The 3577-nt window shown below is 63.5% G+C and carries 1 protein-coding gene; it reads right to left on the bottom strand.

Going from position 1 to position 3577, the window contains the following annotated elements:
• Window positions 1-22: 22 nt before the first annotated feature.
• Window positions 23-3577 (bottom strand): methionine synthase (metH, locus tag QM609_RS29055; RefSeq protein ID WP_283337652.1); only part of this gene is annotated, 3555 nt, incomplete at its 5' end.

Raw genomic sequence — 3577 nt, 5'->3', positions numbered from 1 at the left:
TTCGGATACTTCGGTCAACAACTCAGACATTGAAATACTTTGCTTCCGGGTGGTGCAGGACAAAAGCGTCCGTGGACTGCTCGGGATGCAGCTGCAGCTCCTCGGACAATTCGACGCCGATTCGTTCGGGTTCGAGCAACGCAACCAACTTGGCTCGATCCTCGAGATCCGGGCACGCGCCGTATCCGAACGAATAACGAGCGCCGCGGTACTCGAGATCGAAGTAACCGGCAACCTCGGTGGGATCCTGCTCCGCGACGGTGTGACCCTCGGGAAGCACTAGCTCTTCACGGACGCGTCGATGCCAGTACTCGGCCAGAGACTCCGTGAGCTGGACACCGATTCCGTGAACCTCGAGGTAATCGCGGTACGAGTTCGATGCGAACAACTCGTTGGCGAAGTCCGCGATCGGCTGACCCATCGTCACCAACTGGAACGGAAGAACGTCGACCTGCCCGGTGGCCTCGGCGTCCTTGCGCGAGCGAACGAAGTCCGCGATGCACAGGAAGCGGTCGCGGTGCTGGCGCGGGTAGGTGAACCGGAACCTTTCGGGTGCATCCGGTTTCGGCTCGGTGAGCACGATGACGTCGTCGCCCTCCGAGATCGCCGGGAAGTACCCGTACACGACCGCGGCATGCGCGAGGATGCCCTCGGACGTCAACCGATCGAGCCAGTACCGAAGTCGCGGACGGCCTTCCGACTCGACCAGTTCCTCGTACGTCGGACCGTCGCCCTTGCGCTGACCGCGAAGGCCCCACTGGCCGAGGAAAAGAGCGCGCTCGTCGAGCAGCCCCGAGTACTCGGACAGCGAGATTCCCTTGACGATGCGCGAGCCCCAGAAGGGAGGTGTCGGCACCGCGATGTCGGTTGCGACATCGGAACGCTCCGGCAGGACCACGGGAACCGCTGCAGCCTTACGCTTTTCGGCGATGCGCTTGGAACGCTCGTGACGTGCCTTACGCTCGGCAGCCTTCTCGCGAGCAGCGATGGCCTCCGGGCTGTCCGGCGCCGGGCCGCCACCACGCTTGGTCGTCATGATCTGGTCCATCAAGTTCAGACCCTCGAAGGCGTCGCGGGCATAGCTGACGTCGCCCTCGTACACCTCCTGCAGGTCGTTCTCGACGTAGGAGCGCGTGAGCGCCGCACCACCGAGCAGAACCGGGAACTTCTCGGCGACTCCGCGTGCGTTGAGTTCCTGGAGGTTTTCCTTCATCACGACAGTGGACTTCACGAGCAGTCCGGACATGCCGATCACGTCGGCTTTCTTGTCCAACGCGACGTCGAGGATGGTCGCGATCGGCTGCTTGATACCGATGTTGACGACCTCGTAGCCGTTGTTGCTCAAGATGATGTCGACCAGGTTCTTGCCGATGTCGTGAACGTCGCCCTTGACGGTCGCGATCACGATGCGACCCTTGCCGTCCTCGTCGCTCGCTTCCATGTGCGGTTCGAGGAATGCCACGGCAGCCTTCATGACCTCGGCCGACTGCAACACGAACGGCAACTGCATCTGTCCGGAGCCGAACAGCTCGCCGACGGTCTTCATGCCCGAGAGCAAGGTCTCGTTGATGATGGCCAGCGGAGGCTTGATCGTCATCGCCTCGGTGAGGTCGTCGTCAAGGCCGTTGCGCTCGCCGTCGACGATGCGGCGTTCGAGCCGGTCGAACAACGGAAGTCCCGCCAGTTCCTGCGCACGGGACTCGCGCGCCGACGCAGCCGAGACACCCTCGAACAGAGCCATCAGCTTCTGCAGCGGGTCGTACCCCTCGCTACGACGGTCGTAGACGAGGTCGAGTGCGGTTTCACGCTGCTCGTCAGGAATTCGGGCCATCGGCAGAATCTTGGACGCATGAACGATCGCCGTGTCCAGACCTGCCTCGGTGCACTCGTGCAGGAACACCGAGTTGAGGACCTGCCGTGCGGCCGGGTTCAAACCGAACGAGATGTTCGAGATACCCAGGGTGAAGTGGAGTTCCGGGTACGCAGCCTTGAGCTGACGGATGGCTTCGATGGTCTCGATGCCGTCGCGTCGCACCTCTTCCTGACCGGTGGAGATGGGGAAGGTCAAGGCGTCGACGATGATGTCGGACTCGGCGAGTCCCCAGTTTCCCTTGATGTCCTCGATCAGACGCTTGGCGATGGCGACCTTCGTCTCGGCGGTGCGAGCCTGGCCCTCTTCGTCGATGGTCAGGGCGACGACCGCCGCGCCGTGCTCCTTGACCAGAGTCATGATCTTGTGGAAACGCGATTCGGGGCCGGCGCCGTCTTCGTAGTTGACGGAGTTGACGGCGCAGCGGCCACCGAGGTGCTCGAGGCCGGCTTGCAGCACGGCAGGCTCGGTGGAGTCGAGCATGATCGGCAGCGTCGAGGACGTCGCCAGGCGGCTGGCAAGTTCCGACATGTCGGCGGCACCGTCGCGGCCCACGTAGTCGACGTTGAGGTCGAGCATGTGTGCGCCGTCGCGTGTCTGGTCCTTGGCGATGTCCAGGCACTTCTGGTAGTCCGCGGAGAGCATCGCCTCGCGGAAAGCCTTGGAGCCGTTGGAGTTCGTGCGTTCGCCGATCATCAGGATGCTGGCGTCCTGCTCGAACGGCACCGCCGAGTACAGCGAAGAGGTGCTCGGCTCGTGGATCGGCGTGCGCTGGGCCTTCTCGACCTGACGAACCGCGTCGGCGACCGCGCTGATGTGCTCGGGCGTCGTACCGCAGCAGCCACCGACGAGGCCGAGTCCGAACTCGGAGACGAAACCACTGAGGGCTTCGGCCAATTCGTCGGCAGTCAGCGGATACTCGGCACCCTTGGGACCGAGCTGCGGCAGGCCGGCATTGGGCATGACCGACACCGGCAGCGTGGAGTACTTGGACAGATGACGGAGATGTTCACTCATCTCGGCCGGCCCGGTGGCGCAGTTCAGACCGATCATGTCGATACCGAGTGGCTCGAGTGCCGTCAGCGCCGCACCGATCTCACTGCCCAGGAGCATCGTTCCGGTTGTCTCGACCGTCACGTGCGTGATGATCGGCAACCGCAGTCCGAGTTGCTCCATCGCACGCTGGCTGCCGAGGATTGCAGCTTTCACCTGAAGCAGGTCCTGGCAGGTTTCGACGAGGATGGCGTCGGCGCCACCGTCGATCATGCCGAGCGCAGCTTCGGTGTACGCGTCACGCAGGACTGCGTACGGTGCGTGTCCCAGGCTGGGGAGCTTGGTTCCCGGTCCCATCGAGCCGAGTACGAATCGGGCCATGCCGTCGCGGCCTGGTCCCATCTCGTCCGCTACTTCACGGGCGAGAGCAGTGCCTTTTTCCGCGAGTTCGCGGATCCGGTGAGAGATGTCGTAGTCGGCGAGGTTGGGCAGGTTGCAACCGAAGGTGTTGGTCTCGACGGCATCGGCACCAGCGGCGAAGTACGCACGGTGGATGTCTTTGAGCACGTCGGGACGGGTGTCGTTGAGGATCTCATTGCACCCCTCGAGGCCGAGGAAGTCGTCCAGGGTGAGGTCCGCGGCCTGCAACATGGTGCCCATCGCTCCGTCGCCGATGACAACGCGCTGTTTCAGCGCATCAAGCAGGGCAGAGTT

The sequence above is a fragment of the Rhodococcus sp. IEGM 1302 genome, assembly GCF_030056935.1.
In the GTDB taxonomy this organism is placed as follows: Bacteria; Actinomycetota; Actinomycetes; order Mycobacteriales; family Mycobacteriaceae; genus Rhodococcus_F; species Rhodococcus_F qingshengii.
This window is presented reverse-complemented; position numbering and strand designations above follow the sequence as displayed.